Origin of the sequence: Acinetobacter sp. BHS4 (assembly GCF_018454425.1) — a bacterium.
GTDB lineage: Bacteria > Pseudomonadota > Gammaproteobacteria > Pseudomonadales > Moraxellaceae > Acinetobacter > Acinetobacter pittii.
The window spans coordinates 563,221-586,877 of the sequence record NZ_CP075323.1 but is presented as its reverse complement, the minus strand read 5'-3'; the positions used below and the strand labels follow the sequence as shown (position 1 = coordinate 586,877).

22 protein-coding genes and 1 tRNA gene are annotated in these 23,657 nt (G+C 39.8%); 15 read left to right on the top strand and 8 right to left on the bottom strand.

Annotated features, from left to right (window positions below; genetic code table 11):
* Positions 1-8: 8 nt before the first annotated feature.
* From KIP84_RS02900 to KIP84_RS02880, 5 genes are all read right to left on the bottom strand, one after another.
* Positions 9-899, bottom strand: coding sequence for an ELM1/GtrOC1 family putative glycosyltransferase (locus KIP84_RS02900; protein WP_213689291.1), 891 nt, complete (start codon positions 897-899; stop codon positions 9-11).
* A gap of 68 nt (positions 900-967) precedes the next feature.
* Complete coding sequence (locus KIP84_RS02895) at positions 968-1,894, bottom strand: branched-chain amino acid transaminase (protein WP_016143486.1); 927 nt, start codon at positions 1,892-1,894, stop codon at positions 968-970.
* A 24-nt stretch (positions 1,895-1,918) separates the two neighbouring features.
* Positions 1,919-4,669, bottom strand: a complete 2,751-nt coding sequence (gene glnE, locus KIP84_RS02890; RefSeq protein WP_213689290.1) for a bifunctional [glutamate--ammonia ligase]-adenylyl-L-tyrosine phosphorylase/[glutamate--ammonia-ligase] adenylyltransferase — start codon at positions 4,667-4,669, stop codon at positions 1,919-1,921.
* 67 nt (positions 4,670-4,736) lie between these two features.
* Positions 4,737-6,008, bottom strand: coding sequence for a HAMP domain-containing sensor histidine kinase (locus tag KIP84_RS02885; protein ID WP_213689289.1), 1,272 nt, complete (start codon positions 6,006-6,008; stop codon positions 4,737-4,739).
* A gap of 517 nt (positions 6,009-6,525) precedes the next feature.
* Positions 6,526-6,612 (bottom strand) — tRNA-Leu (locus tag KIP84_RS02880).
* 182 nt (positions 6,613-6,794) lie between these two features.
* On the opposite strand from KIP84_RS02880, the gene queA reads away from it, so the two are divergent.
* From queA to secF, 8 genes are all read left to right on the top strand, one after another.
* On the top strand, positions 6,795-7,832 hold the full coding sequence (gene queA, locus KIP84_RS02875) for a tRNA preQ1(34) S-adenosylmethionine ribosyltransferase-isomerase QueA (protein WP_213689288.1): 1,038 nt from the start codon (positions 6,795-6,797) through the stop codon (positions 7,830-7,832).
* An 85-nt stretch (positions 7,833-7,917) separates the two neighbouring features.
* Complete coding sequence (locus KIP84_RS02870; protein ID WP_174724312.1) at positions 7,918-8,919, top strand: hypothetical protein; 1,002 nt, start codon at positions 7,918-7,920, stop codon at positions 8,917-8,919.
* A 92-nt stretch (positions 8,920-9,011) separates the two neighbouring features.
* The gene (locus KIP84_RS02865) at positions 9,012-10,019 is read left to right on the top strand and encodes a hypothetical protein (RefSeq protein WP_213689287.1); all 1,008 of its coding nucleotides are present in this window, start codon (positions 9,012-9,014) and stop codon (positions 10,017-10,019) included.
* 106 nt (positions 10,020-10,125) lie between these two features.
* A complete protein-coding gene (locus KIP84_RS02860; protein WP_213689286.1) occupies positions 10,126-10,695 on the top strand; it encodes a LemA family protein in 570 nt (189 codons plus the stop codon).
* Between the two features lie 152 nt (positions 10,696-10,847).
* Positions 10,848-11,981 carry a tRNA guanosine(34) transglycosylase Tgt gene (gene tgt, locus KIP84_RS02855; protein WP_213689285.1) on the top strand — a complete coding sequence of 378 codons (1,134 nt, stop codon included), beginning with the start codon at positions 10,848-10,850 and terminating at the stop codon, positions 11,979-11,981.
* Positions 11,982-12,078: 97 nt separating this feature from the next.
* Positions 12,079-12,408: a preprotein translocase subunit YajC gene (gene yajC / locus KIP84_RS02850; protein ID WP_002116168.1), complete on the top strand. Its 330-nt coding sequence runs from the start codon at positions 12,079-12,081 to the stop codon at positions 12,406-12,408.
* A gap of 51 nt (positions 12,409-12,459) precedes the next feature.
* A complete protein-coding gene (secD, locus tag KIP84_RS02845; RefSeq protein WP_002116237.1) occupies positions 12,460-14,361 on the top strand; it encodes a protein translocase subunit SecD in 1,902 nt (633 codons plus the stop codon).
* A gap of 8 nt (positions 14,362-14,369) precedes the next feature.
* Positions 14,370-15,335, top strand: coding sequence for a protein translocase subunit SecF (gene secF / locus KIP84_RS02840; protein ID WP_016802533.1), 966 nt, complete (start codon positions 14,370-14,372; stop codon positions 15,333-15,335).
* Positions 15,336-15,401: 66 nt separating this feature from the next.
* Here secF and coaBC read toward each other — a convergent pair whose 3' ends face one another.
* Complete coding sequence (gene coaBC, locus KIP84_RS02835) at positions 15,402-16,655, bottom strand: bifunctional phosphopantothenoylcysteine decarboxylase/phosphopantothenate--cysteine ligase CoaBC (protein ID WP_002116235.1); 1,254 nt, start codon at positions 16,653-16,655, stop codon at positions 15,402-15,404.
* 100 nt (positions 16,656-16,755) lie between these two features.
* Between coaBC and radC the strand changes: the two genes are divergently transcribed.
* Together radC and KIP84_RS02825 are read left to right on the top strand one after the other, a co-directional pair.
* Positions 16,756-17,475 carry a DNA repair protein RadC gene (gene radC / locus KIP84_RS02830; protein WP_085920667.1) on the top strand — a complete coding sequence of 240 codons (720 nt, stop codon included), beginning with the start codon at positions 16,756-16,758 and terminating at the stop codon, positions 17,473-17,475.
* A 61-nt stretch (positions 17,476-17,536) separates the two neighbouring features.
* A complete protein-coding gene (locus KIP84_RS02825) occupies positions 17,537-18,448 on the top strand; it encodes a bestrophin family protein (RefSeq protein ID WP_213689284.1) in 912 nt (303 codons plus the stop codon).
* A 3-nt stretch (positions 18,449-18,451) separates the two neighbouring features.
* On the opposite strand, the gene KIP84_RS02820 is transcribed toward KIP84_RS02825, so the two are convergent.
* Entirely contained in the window at positions 18,452-19,303 is an 852-nt protein-coding gene (locus tag KIP84_RS02820) for a PHP domain-containing protein (RefSeq protein WP_213689283.1), read from the bottom strand.
* A gap of 44 nt (positions 19,304-19,347) precedes the next feature.
* Between KIP84_RS02820 and KIP84_RS02815 the strand changes: the two genes are divergently transcribed.
* The 4 genes from KIP84_RS02815 to mnmC are packed head-to-tail and all read left to right on the top strand — an operon-like array spanning position 19,348 to position 22,696.
* Positions 19,348-19,962, top strand: coding sequence for a septation protein IspZ (locus KIP84_RS02815; protein ID WP_005064166.1), 615 nt, complete (start codon positions 19,348-19,350; stop codon positions 19,960-19,962).
* A 34-nt stretch (positions 19,963-19,996) separates the two neighbouring features.
* Positions 19,997-20,299 (top strand): YciI family protein, encoded by a 303-nt coding sequence (locus KIP84_RS02810; protein WP_002116400.1) that lies wholly within the window; start codon positions 19,997-19,999, stop codon positions 20,297-20,299.
* 4 nt (positions 20,300-20,303) lie between these two features.
* Positions 20,304-20,798 carry a hypothetical protein gene (locus KIP84_RS02805; RefSeq protein ID WP_213689282.1) on the top strand — a complete coding sequence of 165 codons (495 nt, stop codon included), beginning with the start codon at positions 20,304-20,306 and terminating at the stop codon, positions 20,796-20,798.
* A 23-nt stretch (positions 20,799-20,821) separates the two neighbouring features.
* On the top strand, positions 20,822-22,696 hold the full coding sequence (gene mnmC, locus KIP84_RS02800; RefSeq protein WP_213689281.1) for an FAD-dependent 5-carboxymethylaminomethyl-2-thiouridine(34) oxidoreductase MnmC: 1,875 nt from the start codon (positions 20,822-20,824) through the stop codon (positions 22,694-22,696).
* A 36-nt stretch (positions 22,697-22,732) separates the two neighbouring features.
* On the opposite strand, the gene KIP84_RS02795 is transcribed toward mnmC, so the two are convergent.
* Entirely contained in the window at positions 22,733-23,047 is a 315-nt protein-coding gene (locus tag KIP84_RS02795) for a rhodanese-like domain-containing protein (protein WP_002116171.1), read from the bottom strand.
* 91 nt (positions 23,048-23,138) lie between these two features.
* Between KIP84_RS02795 and KIP84_RS02790 the strand changes: the two genes are divergently transcribed.
* A complete protein-coding gene (locus KIP84_RS02790) occupies positions 23,139-23,627 on the top strand; it encodes a YajQ family cyclic di-GMP-binding protein (protein ID WP_002051423.1) in 489 nt (162 codons plus the stop codon).
* Positions 23,628-23,657 lie beyond the last annotated feature (30 nt).

Genomic DNA, 23,657 nt, shown 5'->3' with positions numbered 1-23,657 from the left:
TAAAAAATTTAATTTTTCGCTAAAAGATATGTTGCCACACGGTCTGCTTCTTTAAAAGCATAAGGTTGTGGCAGCTGTACGACACAAGTATTCTGTGAAATTAGTTGTGATTCTATCATTTGATCAATCGAGTGCGTAATTCTATCGTCTTTCAACCGATCGATTGCTATGACCCCTACGCGACAACCCGCAGTAAGTGCTTCAAAAACCATAGAAACGCTATCTTCTGTTACCCATACAGCTTCTGCTTTTTGCATCTCTTCAAAAATCCAGCCTTGAGGTGTTTGCTCAACCGGAAATATTTGTAAATGCTGGGCAAAACTTTGTTGTCTTAAAATATCGACAAACTCTGCTGGGGTTCGACGTGAAGTGGTCAGAATAATTTCAGCGTCTGGATTATTCTCCACAATTTTTTGAACACTGGTTAATACTTTATTTTGGTTCCATTGATGTCGTTTAGATGAACCACCTAAAGCGATTAAAACTCTCGCGGTTTGATGACGATTTTCATTACGAATGGGATTTAATGCACCACGCGTGACAATCACATGGTTATCGGCGTGAATACCGTCATGCTCCGGAATAACAGCATAATCAAAGCAACCAATAGGTAAACTCGGCTTCATTAAAATAATCGTTTTAGCCTTTTTAAAAATTCTACCGAGCAACCAAACACGAAAATGTGTGTGGCTTCCCACCCCAAATATAAAATCAGGCGCTTGTTTAAACAAAGATTTTTTTGAAGAGAAAAGTGCCTGAATTAAAGAAATAATAGGTAACTCAGAAATTAGGACCTCTTCAAAAGTTGTTTCTGGCTGTTGTCTTTGCATTGCCTGAAACAAGCCTAATGCTTGTGAGCGGTGCCCTGCCTTACCATCAGACACATAGACAATATGCATAGAAGCTCCCTAAGCCAAAAAATAAAAAGGCGAAACTTATGTTCGCCTTTTTATGTTAACGGATTAACTTATTTTACGTAAGTTAACCAGTGTTCATATTTCGGATTTCTACCTTGAACCGCATCAAAGTAAGTTTTTTGGATTTCAGTGGTAATTGGACCACGGGTACCCGAACCGATTGGACGGTCATCATATTCACGAATTGGTGTTACTTCAGCAGCAGTACCTGTGAAGAATGCTTCGTCTGCAATATAGAATTCGTCACGTGTAATACGGCGCTCAACAACTTGGTAACCAAGATCTCTAGCGATTGTCATCACAGTTTGACGTGTAATACCGTCAAGTGCACCACCCGCAATATCTGGAGTGTGTAAAACGCCATCTTTAATCAAGAATACGTTTTCACCAGAACCTTGGCACACATAACCTTGTGGATCCATAAGCATTGCTTCATCGTAACCAGAATGTGCAACTTCTTGGTGAGCAAGAATTGACAACGTGTAGTTACCAGATGCTTTTGCTTTACACATGGTCACGTTTGGATGGTGGTGAGTAAATGATGAAGTTTTAACGCGAATACCTTTCGCCATCGCTTCATCACCAAGATATGCACCCCATGCCCATGCTGCAACAGCGGCATGAATGGTGTTATTTGTTGCTGCAATACCAAGTTTCTCTGAACCGATCCAGATCAGTGGACGTAAATAGCAAGAAGCTAATTTATTTTCACGAACAACATCGATTTGTGCTTGTTCAAGCGCTGCTTGATCATACGGCACTTTCATTTGATAAATTTTTGCTGAATTTAACAAACGTTTTGTGTGGTCTTGAAGACGGAAAATTGCAGTACCTTTAGGAGTTTCATAAGCACGAACACCCTCAAATACGCCCATACTGTAGTGTAAAGTATGGGTTAAAACGTGAATCTTTGCATCACGCCAATCAATTAATTGTCCATCTTGCCAAATAAAACCATCACGATCAGCCAAATTCATGGAACACTCCAAATTGTTATAAAATCATTCACTATCCAACTCAACCGAGGCGGTTGGGTCTATTAATCTTTGCCATAAATTGCAAACGACCGCACGGGTACTACGCCAGTCCGCTGCGCTTACTTGCATGGATTGATTCGCAAGGGCTAAGCGGTGGCTTTCGGCACGTTCACTAAGATAGGCTCGAATTAATGCTGTGGCATCTTCACTGGATAAGCAGTCTGCTTTAGCAGCATCTTCTAATATTCTTACATTATCAGAATAATGGGCGAGATCGGGTTTCGTCCCGCTCCATGCAAGTACAGCATACTGTGCCATAAATTCGATATCTACGATACCACCTGCGTCCTGTTTTAAATGAAAAATACCATGTTTTTTTTGTTCAGAAGATGAACCTAAGTGGTCTTTCATTTTCTGACGCATTTTCAGCACTTCCTCACGAACATAAGCCTCATCTCTAGATTGAGTCAATATCTCGCGGCGAAATATTTCAAATTTTTGGCAAAGCGCTTCATCACCTGCAATAGAACGCGCACGAACTAATGCCTGATGCTCCCAAAGCCATGCACTTTTCAACTGATAGTGTTCATAGGCTTTCAGACTTGTTACCAATAAACCTGCCTCACCTGAAGGTCTTAAGCGTGTATCAATTTCATAAACACGACCATCTAGCGTTTGAGTGGTCATGAGTGACATAAACTTTTGAGCAACACGCATAGCAAACTCAAAGCCACTAATTGACTTCGTTCCATCCGTATCTGCTTGCTCATCTAGATAATGAATAAAGACAAGATCTAAGTCAGAACCATAGCCTAGCTCAATACCACCCACTTTGCCATAACCAATGACAGCAAAAGCTTTGTAGTCGAGTGAGCAGCGTTTCCCATCAACATCTTTTGGGTAACCATGGCGCTTCGCCACAGTTTGATAAGCTAAATGGAGGGTTGCATTAACACTCACTTCAGCAATATCTGTTAATGCATCAGAAACCTTCATTAGAGGGCTTTCAGCTAACACATCACTGGCCGCAACAGTGAGTACATTGCTCTTTTTGAATAGGCGAAGTGCTCGCATTTGGTCTTCGACCTGATCAATCTCAATACGAAGCAACTGCTGACGTAATGAGTCTTCTAAGTCCTTACGCTTTGGCAACTCGAAATCCATCGATAAGAACTCATCCAGCAGTACTGGATATTGCGTTAACTCTTCACAAATCCACGGGCTCACCGTCGCCATTTTCACTAAGCGTTGCAATGCCCCCTTACTTTCAATCAACATCACCAAATACACGGTTCGACGCATGACTGATTCAATCAGCGGCATTAAGCGCAACAGTGCAGTTTGTGGTTGTTCAGACTGCAAGATCGCTTCAATTAAATGAGGCCAAAACGTTTTTAAACGCTGCACAGCATTTGAAGGAAGTTTTTTAAGTGCATGACCATGCCAAAACTCATGAATCAGATTTTTCGCATTGTCATCCAGCACTTCATCTAATTGCTGCTCTAACTGCCCAAAATTTTCAGTTGCGGCATTAGAGCTGGTATCTTCAATCAGTTGCTTAAATTGAACTTTTACCTTTTGACGTTTTTCATTAAGAACATCGAGAAACTCATTCCAGCTCGTAAAACCTAAGGTATCTATAATGCGTTGTCTTAAGTCCAATTCTTCTGGTAATAATTGGGTTTGTTGATCATTTAGAGCTTGAATCGCGTGTTCAACACGGCGTAAAAATAGGTAAGCATCTTCAAGCTCTAATACAGCTTGTTTTTCTAATAAGCCAGCTTCCCCAATGTGCTCAAGACTGACTAAACATTGACGGTCTTGTAACTCACGTTTAGAACCGCCGTAAATCAACTGAAAGACCTGAACAATAAACTCAATTTCGCGAATACCACCCGCCCCAAGTTTAATATCATCCTCAATATGACGACGTAACACTTCGCGCTCAATCATGGCTTTCATATCGCGCATCGCGGCAAAAGCGGTGTAGTCGACATAACGGCGGAACACAAAAGGACGTGTCATTTCTAACAAGTCTTGCCCTTCTTTACCTCCAGTCACAACACGCGCTTTAATCCACGCATAGCGTTCCCACTCACGACCATGCTGACTTAAATATTTTTCTAAAGCGGCATGACTAATCGCTAATGCCGAGCCATCCCCCCAAGGGCGCAAGCGCATGTCAACTCGAAACACAAAACCATCTGCGGTAATGTGCTCAAGTAAATAAATGAGTTTTTGTCCCCACAAAATACAGAACTGCTGTACATCAATACATTTTCGACCGTTGGTTTCACCTTGCTCATCAAAGGCAAAAATTAAGTCGATATCACTCGACAAGTTAAGCTCTTGAGCACCAAGTTTACCCATAGCAACAACAATCAAATCTTGTATTTTGCCAGAGTAACTCACAGGTTCACCGTGTTTCGCCACAAGTGCTACACGCGCAAAATCCTTTGCTGCACAAATACTGGCATCGGCAAAATCAGAAAGTTCACGAGTGAGTGTGACAACATCGGTCAGTTGATTGGCATCCTGCCAAATCCAGCGGAACATTAAACGGCTACGTAAAATGCGCATTCCGCGCATCCAAAGCGTTTCATCACCAATCCCATCTAGCGTGGTCTGTACAAATTGGTAAATCTGTTCGCTCGAGAGCGGTGCAGTAAATTGATCTATTTGATAATCTTGTTCTAAAACAGCTTGATGCAAACCTAAAACTTGTTCTGCGTACTGACTGGCACGCAATGTTTTTTGTAACTGCTCCGCATTCATATAAAAAGCTCTTTTCCTCGTACTCTGTTTTTAGTTATAGCAGTTCGAGTAGTGTTAGGAAAAGGGATTAGACTAATTTTGCTTCTGATGAAGAATGATGTTCGGTATGTACCTCATGACTTTCTTGAGCTGAAGGTAATAGAACCTTAAATGTCGTTCCTATCCCTTCTTTGGAGCTAACAGTAATTTGCCCCTGATTAATCTCGACAAAACGCTTGCAAAGACTCAAACCTAAGCCAGCACCTTTTTCCCCTGCAGTGCCTTTAAAGCTAGCAGTAATACGTGGATGGAATAAATTTGCCATTTGTTGCTCGGTCATGCCCAGACCTGTGTCTCGAACAGTAATTTCTACATTTGTATCCGCTTGTTGAGCCTCAATAAAGACTTTGCCCGATCCATCAACGTCGGTAAATTTCAGAGCATTTGACACCAAGTTTTGAATCACGGAAGTCATCATATTGATATCGGCGTAAATGTTTAGATCATCTGGAACACCATTAACCAGTTCAATATTTTTCTTTAAAGCTAATGTGTGCAATACATCGCAAACGATATTGCTGACTTGTCTAAGTTTAAAATTAATTGGGTGATAGACAAAACGCCCTCCCTCGGCCATCGCCCATGTCAGTAAGCTTTCAAGTAAGTTATAGGTCGATTGTGAGGTGTCGTATAAATAATCTGCAATGTTTTGAATACTAGATTCATCTAAGGTTTCACGCTCTTTGGCAAGTACTTCAGAAAATCCAAGCAATCCATGAAACGGTGCACGTAAGTCATGTGAGATAATCGAGAAAAATTTTGTCTTACTCGAATTAATTGCAACTTGTTGTTCATAGAGCTCGTTTAACTCTTCATAGTTAAACTTCAACTCGACTTGCTGCATAAAAGTAGAACAATAATCGAGCAACAATTGAATATCATCATCTTCGAACGTTGCCGCATCGTCATCAAAAAACACAGCAAAACCCATCGAGGTTTTATCAGGGTGTAAAAGATGCACGGCCAGTGCCCTGCTGCACTCAATATTTAATTCTTTTAAATAGTTGATTAAATTTTGATATGAAGGATGTAAGTGATTAATGACCTGTTGTTTGGAGAAGCACTGTTTTAAATGCTTTGATGGCTTAAACGAAATGGCGGTCATGCCTTCAGGACAACGATGCCAAAAGTAGGGTTCCTGATTAAAAGTCAACAAGGCTTTTTTACAACTCAAAAGACGAAGACTAAACCGGAAAAATTGCTCGATGTAGTTCTGCTCGGCATTTAATCCAAGCAACAGAGATATCCTACAAGCACTTAACTGCTCAACCTGATTTAGTTCTAAACGTTGGAATGTCATTGCCCGCCTCACAGATTATGTCGTTTTTGGTCGGAACCGCTCTCAAGAAATGTACTTATAATCATTATGATCTACTACAAACTTTAACACAGTACATTAAAAGAGCAACGTTCTTTTCAAAATAGAAATGTGAAGTTTCAATTAAAGGTTTTCAGATACATAAAGTGGGTATGCTTGAGGAAAATACAACAAATATTTGAAGGTGGCGAGTTGTAAGATGTTAGAAATGCGAGTTCGGAATACTCGTAAAAGATAGTCAAAAAATATTATTTTGAATAAGAGCTTAGATTCTTACTCAGTTTCGCTTTTATCAAAGATGTTTGGTATTTAAAGAAGAACTTCTTGAGCTTAAAAAATGAAAGATTTTTATAAGCTCTAAATTTATAGCAGAAATTCGAGTCCGACCCTCGGGATCAAATAATAATTTCTTAAGCTCTATCCACTTTTTTATACCCAACAAAAAACCCCTAAACCGTTAGTTTAGGGGTTTTTCGTAGAATCTTACGATTCTGAATCTTGGTCCCGAGGGTCGGACTCGAACCGACACGTCATCTCTGACAGCGGATTTTGAGTCCGCCGCGTCTACCAATTTCACCACCTCGGGAGAGGAAGTATGTTTGTGTTGCGTATATTAGCGCGTTTGTAAAACTTGTCAAACCCTAAGTGAATATTATCGTTCACTTTTAGATCATTTAAACATTTTTCATGATTTAGGTCAGAAGCACAGCCATAAAAAAGCGAAAAAGTTTATACTAGGCCCAATTTTTGCGGTGTTTTTTTTTAAATATGCAACTGTCTGACTTTTCCTTTGAATTACCTGATGAACTTATTGCCTGTTACCCTCTCGAATCACGTAGTGCTTCGCGGTTGTTGCACCTAGATTCAAAGGGTCAATATCATGATCACATGTTCACAGACATTATCGATCTGTTCGAAGAAGGTGATTTGTTGGTGCTTAATGACACCAAGGTCATGAAAGCGCGACTTAAAGGAAAACGCTCTACAGGCGGTGCTATTGAGATTTTGGTTGAGCGTATGCTGAACCACACCACAGCGTATTGTCATATTAAATCAAGCAACTCACCTAAAGCAGGTGCCGAGCTTTTTGTTGGTGCAGATAATATTCCTGTGATTGTACGTGGCCGTCACGAAAATTTATTTGTGGTTGAGTTTTCACAGCCCATCTTGCCTGTACTTGAGCAATATGGTCAGTTGCCTATTCCGCCTTACTTTAACCGTGAAGCAGAAGAAATTGACACTGAACGCTATCAAACGGTTTTCCATAATCCTGAAAAAATTGCCAGTGTGGCCGCTCCTACTGCGAGCTTGCACTTTGACGAAGAGTTACTAGCAAAGTTAGAGCAAAAAAATGTTCAAAAATCTTTTGTGACTTTACACGTCGGTGCTGGCACATTTATGCCTGTTCGTACTGATGACATTACCAATCATGTCATGCATAGTGAATGGTGTGATGTTCCTCAAGAAACTATTGATTTAATTTTGGCGACTAAAGCACGCGGCAATAAAGTGATTGCCATTGGTACAACCGCGACACGTGCTTTAGAAAGTGCAGCTCAAGCTCATGGCGGTAAAATTGCAGCTTGGACGGGCGACACACAAATCTTTATCTATCCGGGTTATGAGTTCTGCATCGTGGACCGTTTAATTACAAACTTCCATTTACCAGAGTCTACCCTGCTCATGTTGGTATCAGCGCTATCAAATCGAGACAACATTTTGGCTGCCTATGAACATGCAGTTAAAAGCCGCTATCGTTTCTTTAGCTATGGCGATGCAATGCTGGTTGATAAATTAGACGTTTAAATACTAAGGCTGGGTTAAATCTTATAAGTTGATTCGAAGTTTAACCCAGCTGATCCAATTACAATTTCGACTAATAATAAAATTTATGAAACTGCTTATTCAAAAAATTCAAAGTACCTTTGATAATCAAAATACACATAACAAAATCACTTTAAGAAATATTGAGGCACTAAGAAATTTACTTAATCAGCAATTACCTCCCGAAATACTTATTCATTCATTAAAAAATTGGACAGGCACCCAACAACTTGATATTCGAAATTATATTTTTTGGAATGCTACAATTTTCGCCTTAGTTTGTATGGTATTAGGCTTTTTAATCTCAATTTACTTCTTCCCTTTTGCCATTCTTGCAATCTTTTATGGTTTTTATCATAGAGCATCGACGGCCGAACTGATTTGCCTACTTCAAGATATCCAAGTTTATTATTATGAACATAAATATAATTTCAAATTTGCAACTGAAGATAACCTACCAAAAGAAGGAACATCTGCTTCAGACTTTCCATTATTTAAGTTAGGCAATCAACAAAATTCAGTTTTAACTGCAATACACGGCAATTGGCAAGTAAGAGAAACAATTCACCCCTATAAAATCTTTAGATACCATTATGTCAATCGAGAGATGGCCTATAATTCAAAAGGTAAATGGGAACTAAAAGATATTAGCTATAATTTATACGGCATCATTTTAGAGAATTTTCCAGTTCGCGGAGTTAGTATTTCAAGTAAACAGAAAAAGGTTTGTCGCTTAGGAGTAGCTTGGGAATCAAGTGATATCCGTTTTAATCAAAAGTACCAACAAAGCGGAATTAATGAGTTGGATTTAGTAAAATTTCTAAGCCCAGACCGTTTGTTATTATTAGAAAAAATGTTGGAAGATTTTCCAGGAGATTTCTATGTACACCCTGAAACCTCTGCATTATGTTGGCTCTGTAATGTAAATCTTTTACGCCAACAAAGTTTATATGGCGCTAGTGTACGCGAGCTTGCTGAATGCCTTGAAACACTTTCAATGCCAGAGTTTGAGCAATTTGCAAATAAATTGCAGGATTTCATTAATGAAACTCAAATGCCAAAATCATAAAAGTAATTATTTATGACTTATTTCTATTTATCTCATTCAATTTAAAAGATAATCTAAAAATAGCTCTTTATGATAATGAACTCATTATTCCCATGCCAATTGATACCTTACAAGAAGCTCTGCATATAAGACGTAAGAAAAATACACAGGTTTTTCGCAATATTGCTCGACTTTGGGATGCTGGACAAAAGTCACAAACAGATCAAGAGCTCTTAAATGCTTTACATCCATGGCGTGAAGATCCTAACCTTCGTTTTGTTAATGTATTGCCGTATTTGTTAGGTATTTGCAGTATTACGACTTTATTATTTGGATACTTTTTTCATCCTCATATTCATTATATTTTGAGCCTCTTATGGGCATTTTTAACTGGTTTTCTGGCCTATTTGCTCTATGAACCGCAAAAATCTCTAAGCGAAGTCATTCACTATTTAGAAGAACGTATCACCACTTTACGTTATGGATTACGGTTTCAACAGTTACCGGCCTATCTTCCTATTCAATCTCAACCAATTTTAGTCTTAAGCAAATTAAAACAACACTTCCCACTGTTTAATCGGGGTAATGAATCTAACGAAATTACTCAGTTTGCTTCCACTACGTGGGATGATGGAATTACGGAACATCAAGTTCTGCTGTTCAAATATCACTATGTAAATAATTTACCCATTCTTCAAAATCAGGATAGTGACAAAAAAATAGTTAAAGAGATCCATAGAGATCTATGGGGCGCTTTTATATTTCAAATGCCTGCATTGGGTATTGCTGTAAGTAACCAACGTTCTCGCTTTTTTGCACCTTACTTAACTGAATGGCAAAGCACGGACATACTGATTAACCAAAAGCTCAATATTTTTGGTACTGCCCAACACCAATTAGCTAAAGAAGTTAACCCAAGCATAACTTTAAAACTTCATGATTTTTTTCAACACTTTAAAGGTGATTTAATTTATCATCATGAAGAGCAAATTTTGTGTTATCTCGGTGAACAAGATCTTTTTCAGATCACCAGCAAGCAAAGTGAAATTCATGATGTTTCAACATTACGTGGACACTTGCGTACCATGACTATGCCGAAGTATGAAAAATTTCAGCAATGAATGCTTAATTTAATTAAATAAATCTCTCGTAGCGCTGAACTGGCAACTTATCAAAAAATAAGAAGTTAAAAGGCTGAATGAGAGAACAAAAATAAGAGGAGTGAAAATGACAGGTTTATTTATTTTCTTGGGGATTTTCGTCGTACTGATTGTCTGGGGCGTTCACATCCGTAACACCATCGTACGTTACTTTAATGCGACTAAAAGAGCTTGGGCTGAAGTTGCCAATTTCGAGCGTCAAAAAGTAAAGACCTTGGAATCTCTCGAATCAACGCTCAATCAATATACTCAATTTGAAAAATCGACATTAGAAAAGGTTACTCAATTACGTCAACAAATTCTTAATTTAAATGTGAATAACACTGATATTTCTCAACTACAACAGATCGAGAAAATGAGCCAAGAACTTATTCGAAGCTTAAACGTTGTTGTTGAAAACTATCCAGAGCTTAAAGCTGATTCGCTGTATAGCAAAATGATGGATGATATTCAGGAACAAAATGAAAATGTTGGTGCAGCAATTAGCATTTTTAACCGTAATGTCGAGCTGTTCAACAACCAGATTGAAGTATTCCCTAATAATCTCATTAACACCTTAACTGTATCCAAGAAAGCGATTCGCCCCTTTAGAGATAATCTCGTGAATGAGAATTTTGACTATAAACCTAATTTTTAATAGGAAGAAAATAGTCTCTAAACTATCGGAAATTTATCTATTTTATAACCAGCTACATTTAGTAGTAGAACTACGTCGCAGAATCAAGGAAAATAGCCCTCTTTTTAGCAGCGAACTGTTTCTTCGCCTCTGCTCGTGTTCAGGATTTTTAGATGAAGTTTGAAAAAATAGGTCAGTCGGGGCGCGCCCGTCGTGGTCGTTTAACTTTAGAACATGGTGTTGTTGAAACACCTGTTTTTATGCCAGTGGGGACTTACGGCACAGTCAAAGGCATGTTACCTCGTGACATCGAAGACATTCAGGCACAAATTATTTTAGGAAATACATTCCATTTATATTTGCGTCCGGGTCTTGAAGTGATTAAAGAACACGGTGGTTTGCATGACTTTATTAAATGGAATAAGCCAATTTTGACTGACTCTGGCGGTTTCCAGGTTTTTAGTCTTGGCGCAATGCGCAAAATCAAAGAGGAAGGTGTTACTTTCCGCTCACCGATTGATGGTTCAAAAGTATTTTTATCACCTGAAATTTCTATGGAAATTCAGCAGGTCTTGAACTCTGACATCGTTATGATTTTTGATGAATGTACACCTTACCCTGCGACACATGAAGAAGCTCAAAAATCATTGCAGCTTTCTTTACGCTGGGCAAAACGTTGTAAAACTCATCATCATGATGAGCTCAAAAATCACAATGCGTTATTTGGCATTATTCAAGGTGGCATGTATGAAGACTTACGCGATGAGTCTTTAAATGGCCTTTTAGAAATCGGCTTTGACGGTTATGCAATTGGCGGTTTATCTGTAGGTGAACCTAAAGAAGAGATGATCAAAGTTTTAGATTATCTGCCAAATAAAATGCCACATGACAAACCGCGTTATTTGATGGGCGTTGGTAAACCAGAAGATATCGTTGAAGCGGTGCGCCGCGGTGTCGATATGTTTGACTGTGTAATGCCGACTCGTAATGCTCGAAACGGTCATTATTTTGTCACTGATGGTCTGGTACGTATTCGTAATAGCAAATATCGCCATGACCAGAGCCCGCTCGATCCACATTGCGATTGCTACACTTGTAAGAACTTTACTCGTGCTTATCTATTCCACCTTGAAAAATGTGGAGAAATGTTGGCATCTATGCTCGGTACTATTCATAACTTACGTTATTACCAACGTTTAACTGAAGATATGCGTGATGCATTAGACAATGGCACATTTGATGAATTTGTTCAGGACTTTTATGCCCGTCGTGGTTTAGAAGTTCCACCATGTCCGGTTGATGAATAAGCCAGATTTGCGCTCAACCTCAAGACAAGGTAAATTGCAAAACGAATTAGGATTATGTCAGTTATCTGACTCATATTTTTAACTTTAGGAAATCAAAATGAGCTTTTTAATTTCTGCTGCTCATGCAGCACCGGCAGCTGGCCCAACTAATGGTATTTTGCCAAACATCTTGATGATTGTCGTATTCGTTGCAATCTTTTATTTCTTAATTTGGCGCCCTCAAGCAAAACGTGCTAAAGAACACCGTTCTTTAATCGAGAGCTTAGGTGTTGGTAGTGAAGTTGTTTTCGCTGGTGGTTTAATGGGCAAAGTAACCAAAATTGAAGGTGACTATGCAGTTGTTGAACTTAGCCGTGGTGTAGAAGTAAAAATTCAGCGTGCCAGCGTAATTTCAGTATTACCTGAAGGCACTCTAAATAACCTTTAATCATAAAACAGTCGTGCTTTAGCACGGCTTTTTCATTTAAGAAGAAAGCGAATGCGTTACCCTGCATGGAAATATTTACTGATTCTGGTTGTTCTGGTAATCAGTACATTATACGCACTGCCTAGTCTATATCCGGATGAGCCCGCTGTTCAAATTTCCGGTGCCAAAGCTGGTACCCAAATTGATCAAAGTGTGGTGAAAAAAGCAGAGCAAATTTTAAAAACAGCAAATATTGCGAGCCATGACAATACTTTTACAAATAATGCTGCCCTATTGCGTGTCAGTTCATCTGAAGCGCAGTTAAAGGCAAAAGAAGTATTACGTCGTGACTTAGGTGATGAATATGTTGTCGCCCTAAACCTTGCACCAACCACACCAGAATGGCTGCAAAAGATTGGGGCAAAACCAATGAAACTTGGTTTGGACTTACGTGGTGGTGTCCACTTCTTGCTTGAAGTAGATATGGACAAAGCCGTTGCCCAACGTATGGAAACCTCTGCCACCGATTTGCGTCGTCAGTTCCGTGAAAACAAGATCAAATTTAATAGTCTTGCATTAACAAATAATGTGATCACTGTTCAATTTGCTGACAATGCTGACCGTGATGCAGCAATGGATTTTTTACGTCGTAATGGGAATGAATATACTCAACAGGCATTAGCAAGCTCTACAGGTTCTACTTTAAAGCTTACTTATACCGATGTACGTCGCCAAGAAATTCAGTCATATGCAGTAAATCAGAACTTAACAACATTACGTAATCGTATTAACGAACTTGGTGTTGCAGAAGCATTGGTACAAAGTCAGGGTAGCAACCGTATTGTTGTTGAATTACCGGGTGTACAAGATACAGCTGAAGCTAAACGTGTTTTAGGGCGTACTGCGAACCTCGAATTCCGTTTAGTTTCTGACTTAAATGATCAATATATCGATCCATATACGGGTAAATATAATGGTCAACCTTTACCTCCGGGCACAGAAGTTTTTGCTTACGAGTCTCTAGATAGCGGCCGTCAACTCTTGTTGCAACGTAACCGAATCTTGACTGGTGAGCGTGTTCAAAATGCAAGCTCTGGTTTTAGTCAGGACTCTGGCGGTGCCGAAGTAAATATTACGCTCGACAGCGCTGGCGGTAAGCTAATGTCCGATGCAACCCGTAATGCTGTTGGTAAACGCATGGCGGTATTGTTCATCGAGAACAAGCAAAAAATTAACTATGTCACAGATCCAAAAACTGGGGCACAAACAGAAGTTCGTACGCCATACACTGAGTCTGTAGTCATTAACGCTGCAACAGTTCAAGCTGTTTTAGGTTCGACTTTCCGTATTACCGGTTTAAGTTCTCCTCAAGAAGCATCTGAACTTGCATTAATGCTTCGTGCTGGTGCTTTGGCTGCGCCAATGTACTTTGTTGAAGAACGTGTAGTAGGTCCAAGCCTTGGTCAAGAAAACATTGATAAAGGTGTATTGTCTACTCAAATCGGCTTCTTGCTCGTTGCAATCTGGATGGTGGTTTTCTTCCGTGTATTCGGTTTAATTGCGAACTTTGCTCTTGTGTTTAACTTGGCAATGATTTTAACCGTGATGTCATGGATTGGAGCTTCCCTCACCTTACCGGGTATTGCCGGTATCGTTATTACCATTGGTATGGCGGTCGATGCGAACGTATTAATATGTGAGCGTATCCGAGAAGAAATGCTCTGGGGGGCCTCACCCAAACAGGCCATTGTGGCCGGTTATGATCGAGCCTATAACACCATTTTTGACTCGAACTTAACCACGTTCCTCGTTGCATTCATTCTGTTTGCAATTGGTACAGGCCCAATCAAAGGTTTCGCCGTGACATTAATGATCGGTATTATTTGTTCGATGTTTACTGCAATTACAGTAACTCGTGCAATCGTACAAATCATTTATGGCAAACGTCGTAATTTGAAAAAGTTGAGCATTTAAGGAGATCGATGATGACTAAAGTGACTCAACAAGATTCAAAACAATATGGTCGTCCGGATGATGCAAAAATCATCCCATTCATGAAGATTGCCAAACCTGCGGCGATCTTCTCGATCCTTATTACTTTGGCAAGTATTTTCTTTATTGCGACTAAAGGTCTTAACCTCGGTTTGGACTTTACAGGTGGTGTTTCAGCTGAGCTTAACTATGCTCAACCAGCCAATCAGTCTGAAGTTATTCAGGCGCTCGATAAAGCTGGTTTTAAAGATGCTGTAGTACAAACTTTAGGCAGTAATAAAGACTTACTTGTGCGTATGCCAGTACAAGAAGTTAAGGTTGAAGATCTTAATAACGCGATCACTAAGGCTGTACAATTACCAAATAATGCTGCCGAAGTTCATAAAGTGGACTCTGTAGGTGGTCAAGTTGGTAACGAGTTATATATTCGTTCTGCTGGTGCCGTTGCACTTGCACTTATCTTAATGTTGATCTACGTAACCATTCGCTTTGAGTTTAAACTCGCGATGGGTGCCGTAATGTCTTTATTCCACGACATTATCATTATTATTGGTGCTTTTGCATTATTTCAATGGCCATTTGACCTTACAGTGTTAGCTGCGGTACTTGCTGTTATTGGTTTCTCGCTTAACGATAACATTGTAGTGTCAGACCGTATCCGAGAAAATTTCCGTAAGATTCGCGGTGCGACTCCTCGTGAAATCGTCGATATTGCGTTAACAGAGACTTTACGTCGTACCATTCATACCTCAATGACATTATTACTTGTTGTACTTGCAATGATGTTCTTAGGTGGTGATGGTCTACACTGGTTCTCTGTGGCAATGTTTGTTGGTGTATTTGTTGGTACTTATTCTTCGATTTATATCGGTACTGCATTTGCATTATGGCGTGGTCTTAACCGCCAAGACTTCATTGTTCAGGTTAAGCCTGAATTTGAGGATGAAATTCCTTAAGCTGTCTAAAACAAGACAAATAAAAAAACCGCGATTCATTCGCGGTTTTTTTATTTGATTCAAAAATTATTTACGACGCAGGGCATCCGAAATTGCTTCAACCAATTGTTGAGAAATTTCTTGTTTAGATGCTTTCTCTAACTCACGCTTTTTCATGTGATAGCTTTCAGCAAAGAAAACTGTCATCGCATTCTCATCAGAAGCAAACCCAATATCAGCACGTGATACATCGTTACACGCAATCATATCTAGTTTTTTAGCAACGAGTTTCCCTGCCGCATATTCTTCAACATTTTGCGTTTCGGCTGCAAAGCCCACCATAAATGGACGTTTTTCCTGACCTGCGATTGTCGCCACAATATCCGGATTTTTAACAAGGGAAACATTCAGCTCATCCCCTGCTTTTTTAATTTTATGCTCAGCAACTTCTGCTACGCGATAGTCTGCGACTGCGGCAGTGGCAATAAAAATATCGCAGCCTGTTTCTAGTGAACTCATACTGACGTCAAGCATTTGTCGTGCTGAGGCAACATTTACACGTTGAACACCATTTGGCGTATCTAAACTTACAGGTCCAGCAATCAGAGTCACTTGCGCGCCAGCAGCATAACAAGCAGCGGCTAAAGCAAAGCCCATTTTTCCCGTACTATGGTTTGAGATATAACGGACAGGGTCAATCGCTTCACGTGTTGGCCCAGCAGTAATAACTACTCGCTTACCTGCCAACAGTCCAAATTTCTCAGCGATGGCACGTTGAGCTTGATGGAAATAGCCAGCGACTTGGCGAGCAATTTCTTCTGGTTCTGGCATACGGCCTAAGCCAACATCACCACAAGCCTGCTCACCCGCATCCGGCATGATCACATGTACGCCATCTTCGACCAAGGTTTGCAAATTACGTTGAGTTGCTTTAGCCGCCCACATTTGCTGGTTCATCGCCGGAGCTACCCAGACAGGAGATTTTGTTGCCAAAAACACCGTGCTGAGTAAATCATCTGCCAAACCATTCGCAAATTTAGCCAATGTGTCACAACTTGCAGGTGCGACCAGTAATAAATCAGCCCAACGTGCTAATTCAATATGTCCCATACCCGCTTCAGCCGCTGGGTCTAGAAGTTCAGTATGAACAGGATTACCAGAAAGAGCCTGAAAAGTTAATGGTGTAATAAATGCCTGCGCACCATGTGTCATCACCACTCGCACGTCAAAGCCATAATCTTTGAGGCGGCGGACTAAGATGGCACTTTTATAGGCAGCAATTCCGCCAGTAACAGCTAAAACAATGTTTTTATGAGGAATAACGCTTAGATCAAAGCTCACGAACAGGATACCTTTCTGTTGCAGTGGCGCTCACAATAGCATTAAATACGCGCAGACCCAAGATTGATTGGGCAAACAAAATAAATTTTTAAGCAGAATATTGCTGGGGAATATGAATACTTCTATTAAAAATTGGCCAGAACAAGAACGGCCAAGAGAACGGTTATTACAACAAGGCCCTCAAAGCCTTTCTGACTCTGAACTACTCGCGATCTTTCTTCGCTCAGGTTCACGTCAACATTCAGCAGTAGAGCTCGCACGTTTACTGATTCAACAGTTTGGTAGTCTAAACGCTGTTTTCGATGCATCTTACAATGAATTAGCTCAATTTAATGGTATTGGAGCTACCAAGTATTCTCAATTACTGGCCGTAAAAGAGCTTGGACGGCGTTATCTCGACTATCATTTTAGTCAGACTGAGCTAAGCCTTCATTCTTCTCATTTAGTTCTAGATTATTTGCGTTACGAATTAAAAGGTGAAAAACAAGAAGTCTTTGCCGTACTTTGCTTAGATGCCGAGTTGAGAAAACTACATTTTAAAAAGTTATTTTTTGGTTCAGTTCAACACTGCGCTGTTTCAGTGAATCAAACCTTACGTTATGCCTTACAACAGCACGCTTGCCAATTAGTAATAGCACATAACCACCCATTTGGTTCCCCACAGCCCTCTCCTGAAGATATTAAACTCACACAGCAACTTGAACAGGCCTGTCAGCTTGTCGAAATTCGTCTGCTGGACCATTTTATTATCTCGCCCGAAGGTAGCTTTTCATTTGCTGAACAACAACTGCTCAACCCTACCTCAATAGCCGTTCAATGATATTGACAAAGCTTCACTAAGCTTAGAATATCAAAACAAAAATAGCGACGTTTAAAATAAAATGATTGTTCGTGAACAGCCCAGTATTTTTAAAGTTTTATTCTCTTGGCGAGGGACGATTTTACCTAAAATTTTGCCCTCTTTAGGGGTAGTAATGCTGATTTCGGCAATCATTGGTGGGGTTGAATATATTAACCTCTATCGTTTTCCAGAAATTCCTTTAGTTGGCTTTACTTTAATTGGTGTCGTACTTTCTATTTTTTTAGGTTTTAAGAATACTGCATGTTATGACCGCTGGTGGGAAGCCCGAAAATTATGGGGGGTCCTGATTGCGACTTCGCGACATTTCGACCGTGACTGCCGGATTTTAACTCAAGCCCGCCGTGAACGTGTCATTCAGCACGTTATTGTATTCGCCAATGTGTTACGTGACCGTTTACGCCGTCAAACAGCCAACCCCACCGAGCTAATACAAACCAGTGGCATGAGTCAACAAGCACTTACCCAACTTTACCAACAAAATAATGCACCTCAATATACGCTTAGCCTTATTCAATGGGAATTATTACAAGCGCTTAAAGAAGGGGAAATTTCAGATATTATTTATGCTCAAATGAATAAAAATGTTTCAGATTTAAGTGTTGTACAAACTGGCTGTGACCGGATTGCCAATACACCTATTCCATTTGCTTATTCAGTTTTACTTAATCGCACAGTCTATTTTTTCTGTTTTATGTTGCCTTTTAGTCTTGGGTCATTACTTGGATTAGCAACGCCTTTACTCGTCGGAATTTTGGCATACACATTTTTAGGTCTAGATGCACTAAGCTCTGAAATTGAAGAGCCATTCGGTACGCAAAGTAATGACTTACCGCTAGATGCTATGGTACGTAGTATCGAGATTGAACTTTTAGGGACGCTCGGTAAACCTACTCCACCACCAATTCAAGCTCAGGATAACAACCTACTGTAGAGTTTAAACAAAGCGCTCCCAAATCCCATGCTGCTTATCAGTTGGTTTAGGTGTATTTCCTAGTTTAATCCATGGCATATTTTCACCATGAAAATCACTGCCAATTGAAACTGCCAACTGATATTGTTCAATCATTCGATCAATCATTTGGCGGGTAGATAGAGGTTCCATTGGTGGAGGTAACTCAATTGCATCTCCACCTGATGTCGCGAATAATTCAATTAAATAACGAACATTAGTTGCAGATAAATCATAACGGGTCGGGTGTGCTAATACTGCGAAGCCTTTACTTTGATGAATCACATGAATGGTTTCTTTTAAGCCTAGTCCTTCAAACTTTACAAAAGCACGTTTTCCTTCTTTTAAGAAGCGATCAAATGCTTGTTGAGGACGAGTCACGACATTTTTCTCGACCAATGTTTTAGCAATATGAGTTCTTGTTACCCTATCCGCCTGATTTTCTACTTTGGCAAGAACATCATCATAAATCTGAAAACCAATACATTTTTCTAATAGCTCACAAATCACTTTAGCTCTTTGCGCTCTAATTCTTTTTTGTTGTTCTAATGCTTCTAAAATTGGTGCTTCATCTTGCATATTTAAAGCAACAATATGTACACCATAACTCTTCTTAGTGGTTGGGCGCGACCATTGACTAGAAATCTCTGCGCCAGAAATAATATTTAAATCATGGCCTTGTGCAGCAATTTTTGCACGCTGCAACCCATCCATTGTATCGTGGTCAGTCAAAGCCAACGTATGCAAGTTCACATCAATAGCAGCTTGCACCAGCAATTCCGGAGACAAAGTTCCATCAGAAATATTGCTATGTGTATGTAAATCTATGCCTTGCATCTTTTATACTATGCCATTCGCCAAACCTGATCAGATACTCTAACATGAAAGCACTTCTGGACTTTGTTCCATTAATTATTTTCTTCTATTTATATAAAACAGTTGATCCAACTGACACCCAGCATCCTTTACTGAAACTGATCGGGTCTGCTGGTGGTGCCGATAATAATAATATTCTTGTAGCGACGACTGGCTTAATTATTTCAATGCTTGTGGTATATGGTGCCCTATTCGTTTTCCAAAAATTCCGTCTTGATAAACAACAGTGGTTTGTATTGTTTATGACTGTCATTTTTGGTGGTATCACCCTCATGTTAAGTGACGATTTCTATATTCGTCTCAAAGCTGCGATTTTAAATTTAGTTTTCGCAGGCGCATTCTTGGTTTCACCTTGGTTTGGTAAAGACCGTAAACCGCTCATTCAACGCTTATTTGACCCTATTTTAGATTTGAGTGAAAAAGGTTGGAAAAATCTCAATTTCGCTTGGGCTGCGATGTTTGTCGTGATGTCTTGTCTGCATGTATTCTTCGCATTTTTATTTCACGGTGGAAAATATTGGGGCGAATTTACTGCATTTGGTGACATGATCGTGATGTTTTCATTTATCATTATTCAGTTCATTATTTTACGCAAACATTTTAAGTCACCAGACGCTTAAAGTGCTTCCAGATTGATTATAGAGATACGATTACATGCCTTTTTTTGTTCTAAGCTGTACCGATAACGAAGGAACTTTAGAAAAACGCTTGGCAGTACGCCCTCAGCATATCGAACGCTTACAAAAACTCGATGATGAAGGCCGCCTTGTTACAGCGGGTGCTATGCCAAAAGATCCTAATGATCCGCAAGCAGGCTTCTATGGTAGCACCATGATTGTTGAATTCGACAGTCGCGAAGCATTAGATGAATGGTTAAAAGAAGAACCATTTCTTAAAGAAGGCATTTATGCTCACGTTGATGTAAAACCGTTTAATAAAGCATTTCCAAAAGGGTAATCGCATGCAGCTTGCAATCAAAAGCTTTCTTGGCTTGTGTTTGATATGTTCAACTGCTGGAGCAGTTGAACCTGCTGCGACACCAGCAACTCCTTCCCCAAGTGCGCCTTCAACTCAAGCCGCTAAACCAGCTCCAACATCTGCAACTGGAGTCAAAACAGCAGCGACGACAGCAGCGATGACAGCACCAACTGCAACACAACCACTTACAGCAGAACAGCTCGCAAAGAACAAGCAACAGCAAGACGCAAAAATCAAAGCCTTAGTTCAAGATCAAGCATCTCGCTTAAAACAGCTAGAACATGCCAACCTTGAAGCATTGGCTCAGAACCAAGAGTTACAGCTAAAAAATGATAATCTCTCTGTTCAGGTTCAAGTCTTACAAAGTGAACGAAGTGCGCAAATGTTTTTATATGGTGCTGTTACCTTAGCGGGTGGTGTATTGCTAGGTTTCTTTATTGCTAGTTATATTCATACAAAACGTCGACGCCAGTGGTAATACCAAGCGATCTATTAAATTCAATGAACGTATCAAACCGTATCCAAACAGCAGAGCTGGACTGGGAATTTGTCGATGGTATCGAGATTCCCATTTCTAAACAATTTGGTGATGTCTACTTTTCTAAAGATAATGGCCTATTTGAAACACGACATGTTTTTCTAAATGGTAACGACTTATCAGAACGATTAGCCAATCTAAAAGATTTTGAATATTTCAGTGTAGGAGAAACCGGTTTTGGTACAGGTTTAAATATTCTTGCACTCTGGCAACTTTGGCAACAAGTTCGCCCTAATAATCAAAGCCATTTACACGCAATTAGCGTTGAAAAGTTTCCATTAAGTAAAGCTGATCTTATTCGCGCTTTAAATGTCTGGGATGAACTTAAACCTCTTGCAGAGCAGTTAATTGAACAATATCCCCTGCCTATTGCCGGATGTCATCGTTTAACTTTCCCTAAAGAACGTTTTAGCATCGATTTATGGCTTGGAGATGCGCAAGAAATTTTTCCAAGCATGGCTAAAACTAAAGCTGTGAATGCCTGGTTTTTAGATGGCTTTGCACCGTCTTGCAACCCAGACATGTGGGAACAAAATGTTTTAAACAATATTGTCCGTCTTTCAGGTTATGGCACTACATTTGCCTCTTTTAGTGTTGCTGGCATTCTAAAACGTGGACTAAAAGCACATGGTATTGATATTTCTCGTCCACGTGGTTTTGGCCACAAACGAGAAATGCTCAAAGCAGCCTGGAATCTGCTTGAATCTGATGAAGGTTCCACAGAATTAGGGCAAACTCACGCATTGGCTACAGAGCAACAGCATATTGCGATTATAGGGGCTGGTGTAGCAGGTTTAAGCACGGCGTGGGCATTTGCAACACGTGGCCACCAAGTGACCTTATACGAGCAAAACAATGCATTATCGGGTGCCTCTGGAAACCCTTTGGCATTACTTAATCCGAAACTATGCCCAATTGAACAAAGTCATGAACACCTCATGACCTTAAGTTGGCAACATGCTTTAAATTTTTATAAAAAGTTTAATGCATTCCGTCCACTTCAAATTCAACAAATTGCATTGAAAAATGCAGAAGAACTTCTCGATTTGGTAAATCAGTATCCAGCAGAAGTTGTTACCCACTCAACGAACTTACTTGAAACTGATTATTCAAGCATATTACTAACTGAGGCTGGTTCCGTTTCACCACATCAATTACGTGATGAAATTTTGCAGCATCCATATATCAATCTCAAAATTGCCCATGTCACAGCACTTGTTTCTTCTGAAAATAAAGTTCAATTGCAAACCAATAATCAAATTATTGCAGAAGCAGATCACGTCGTTGTGTGCTGTGCTCGAGAAAGCGCTGCTTTATTTGACAGCTATCCACAGTTAAAACCAATACGTGGACAAGTGAGCTGGGTTGATAATACGTTTGCCCCACTGCCTTTAAATGAAGCTTATAGCTATGGCGGCTATTGCATGCAACTTGACGCCTCACAGATGATTTTGGGTGCGTCTTTCTACCTAAATCGTGAAGATCAAGATGTACTTCCCGAAGACCATGTGCATAACTTTGAATTAATCCACAGCGTATTCCCTGAATATGCTGAAAAGTTACCGTCACCTTCGACATGGCAAGGGCGTGCATCTATACGGGCACAAAGCTTGGATTATTTTCCGCTGGTTGGAAAAATACAGGACAATAGCCGAATTGCTACTTTTGCTGGGCTTGGCTCTAAAGGCTTCTTATTTGCCCCGCTGTGCAGTGAAATCTTAGTTGCTCAAATGTTAGGAGAAGCTTGTCCAGTACCAGACCGCTTATTACAAAAATTGAATCCTCAACGGTTCCAAAAGAAAGTGAAACCTAAAAAGCCTTATTTTAAACCGCAATAATTCATTTCAATAAAAAAGCACCCGAAGGTGCTTTTTTTATGCGCCCTGCTCTAGAGGCAAGCCAGCATCACGAGCTGCACGTGTCCCGCCCATCAGCACGACATATTCACGCGAGGCATCCAATCCTTCTAGTTTCTCAGCTGCACGAGGAGCTTTGCTACCACCACCACATAAAATATAAATCGGCTGACCCGCAGAGACCTGGTTCAAAATATCAGCATTCAAATCATTAATTGGGCGATTCACCGCACCTTTAACATGCCCTTCTGCATAAGCATTAGTATCACGGACATCCCAGATAACAGCATTTTCTGGGAATTCAAATGTTGTAATTTCTTGTTTACGGATCATTGTGCACTCCTTTGATGTAAACAACACTTGGCAAATGAAGAAAACCCTCTTAGCATCTCAAATATTCTTTCACTTTGTAAAGGTCTAAACTATGCCTTCTTTCGATATTGTCTCTGAATTAGAGTTATTTGAAGTTAATCATGCTGTACAAAACACACAAAAAGAGATTGCAACACGCTTTGACTTCCGTGGTCATGATGTTTCTATCGAATTAAATGAAAAAAATAAAGAAATCAAAATCAGTACCGAAAGTGATTTCCAGTGTGAACAAGTTTATAACATGTTAGAAAATCATTTTTATAAACGTAAAATTGATGTTCAAGCACTTGATCCACAAAAAGCTGCGGCTTCTGGTAAGAACTTTGTACAAGTCATTAAACTTAAAGATGGTCTTGACTCTGATACTGCAAAAAAAATTAATAAAGCCATTAAAGAAAGTGGCGTTAAAGTGCAATCTTCTATTCAAGGCGACAAAATTCGTGTGACTGATAAAAAGCGTGACACCTTACAACAAGTCATGACTTTTTTACGTGAACAACAATTCGGTGTGCCATTACAGTTTAATAACTTTAAAGATTAATATCTTGTCGGCCATTTAAAGCTAAGGTAA